We start from the raw sequence: 1,859 nt of genomic DNA on the forward strand, positions 1-1,859 counted from the left end.
GAGACCCCGGCATTTGACGAAAACTGATTGAATCCCTGAAACGAAAAGCCCCCGCAGCCTTCCGGCCGCGGGGGCTTTCACAGTATGAGCTGGCTGGATCGGGGAGGGAACTCTCAGGGAAGGGGAATCCGAAAGGATTGGGCGCCGTTTTCTGTATCCGTCACTGCGCCGGCTTCAAAGGTCAGCGTGATATTCCCCTCTTCGTCCTGCGAAAATGGGGTATTTTCATCAATGACCACATAATCCGTCAACGGGGTGTTGTCCGCAATGGGATAGAAGACCACGTCGGGCGTCTTGTCCATACGGTTTTCCATCTGCATGGTGATGGTATCTATTATATAGGTACGGTAGTTTTCTCCCAGGAGGGTTTCCAGGGTCTCCTTCTGGGGCTCCGGCACAGCGGGATCGTCAGAACCCAATTCGGATGGGGGAGCTGCAGCGCCGCATGCGCTCAGCAGGAACAGCAGGCAGACCAAGGCCAGCAGGGCAGAAGCTCTATGCAGCGTGTTCATGAGAAGGCCTCCTTTTCATGAAATTCTATAAAGCCAGACGGGGAAAACCCCTGAAAAGTTTGCGTTTTTACCTGAAAAACGGATGGAATACAAAAAATTGCACAACCCCTTGACGAATCATGGAATACATGCTAAAATTCATAACTGCGCGGATATTTTCTGCGAATTTTGCCATGCATTTCAGGAGGAATTTCCCGTGATCTCGGAACTTGCTTCCCAAGAGAAAGTAATCGGTGTGAAGCAGTCCCGCAAAGCGATCCGGGAGAGCCGGGCGGCGCGGGTGTATCTCGCCTGCGATGCCGATCCTGCCATTACAGAGCCGGTGGCTGAAAGCTGTCAGGCAGCGGGCATCCCGGTGGAGACCGACTACACCATGACCCAACTGGGTCAGGCCTGCCGGATCACTGTGGGAGCATCTGTAGTGGCCGTCCTGGAAAAATAACTTGGTTTTTTCGGAATAGCTTTCCAGCTTTCCGCAAAAAATATAGGCTGACCGCGTTTGGCGGCAGTCCAAAATATGAAAGAAAGGAGAAACTCAATGCCTACTTTTAACCAGCTGGTCCGGAAAGGAAGAGAACAGGCTTCCTACAAGTCCGCTTCTCCTGCCCTGCAGTTCGGTCTGAACACCCTGAAGACCAAGACCACCGATCTGCCTTCTCCTCAGAAGAGAGGCGTCTGCACCGCCGTGAGAACCGCTACCCCCAAGAAGCCGAACTCCGCTCTGCGTAAGATCGCCCGTGTGCGTCTGACCAATGGCTATGAGGTCACCGCCTATATCCCCGGCGTGGGCCACTCCCTGCAGGAGCACTCCGTGGTCATGATCCGCGGCGGCCGTGTCAAGGACCTCCCCGGCGTTCGGTACCACATCATCCGCGGCACTCTGGATACCCAGGGCGTCAACGGCCGGATGCAGAGCCGTTCCAAGTACGGTGCCAAGCGGCCCAAGCAGAAGTAAGATCTGCAACATTCTGAAAGCTTTGCCGAATAGGTTTTATATAAATGATACCTCTTTGGCAGGCATTCACGGAAGGCGGAAAGCCGCCTTTTGAGTACCTATGAGATCATAGAATTATTATGAAGGAGGGAAGCATAGTGCCCAGAAGAGGTAATGTTCCCAAGAGAGAGATCCTGCCGGATCCCGTCTACGGTTCCGTTCTGGTCATGCGGCTGGTCAACAGCGTCATGCTGGACGGCAAGAAGGGCGTTGCGCAGAAAGTGGTCTACGCTGCGTTCGATCAGATTAAGGAAAAGACTGAAAAGGACCCCATCGAGGTGTTCAACCAGGCTATGGAGAATATCATGCCCAGCCTGGAAGTGAAGGCCCGCCGTGTCGGCGGCGCCAACTAT

Annotated in this window: 3 protein-coding genes and 1 pseudogene; 3 read left to right on the top strand and 1 reads right to left on the bottom strand. The window is 54.1% G+C overall.

Annotated features, from left to right (window positions below; translation table 11 throughout):
- Positions 1-113: 113 nt before the first annotated feature.
- Complete coding sequence (locus tag QZL67_RS01470) at positions 114-512, bottom strand: hypothetical protein (RefSeq protein ID WP_022289010.1); 399 nt, start codon at positions 510-512, stop codon at positions 114-116.
- Between the two features lie 196 nt (positions 513-708).
- Between QZL67_RS01470 and QZL67_RS01475 the strand changes: the two genes are divergently transcribed.
- From QZL67_RS01475 to QZL67_RS01485, 3 genes and pseudogenes are all read left to right on the top strand, one after another.
- On the top strand, positions 709-954 hold the full coding sequence (locus QZL67_RS01475) for a ribosomal L7Ae/L30e/S12e/Gadd45 family protein (RefSeq protein ID WP_022289011.1): 246 nt from the start codon (positions 709-711) through the stop codon (positions 952-954).
- Between the two features lie 96 nt (positions 955-1,050).
- The gene (gene rpsL / locus QZL67_RS01480) at positions 1,051-1,467 is read left to right on the top strand and encodes a 30S ribosomal protein S12 (protein ID WP_022289012.1); all 417 of its coding nucleotides are present in this window, start codon (positions 1,051-1,053) and stop codon (positions 1,465-1,467) included.
- 137 nt (positions 1,468-1,604) lie between these two features.
- Positions 1,605-1,859, top strand: a pseudogene (locus tag QZL67_RS01485) (30S ribosomal protein S7); the annotation flags it as partial.

This window comes from Oscillibacter sp. CAG:155 (assembly GCA_000436875.1).
Lineage (GTDB): Bacteria > Bacillota > Clostridia > Oscillospirales > Oscillospiraceae > Oscillibacter.

Coding starts and splice junctions, on each gene's coding strand:
- QZL67_RS01470 (WP_022289010.1), bottom strand. CDS start 512: ATGAACACGCTGCATAGAGCTTCTGCCCTGCTGGCCTTGGTCTGCCTG.
- rpsL (WP_022289012.1), top strand. CDS start 1,051: ATGCCTACTTTTAACCAGCTGGTCCGGAAAGGAAGAGAACAGGCTTCC.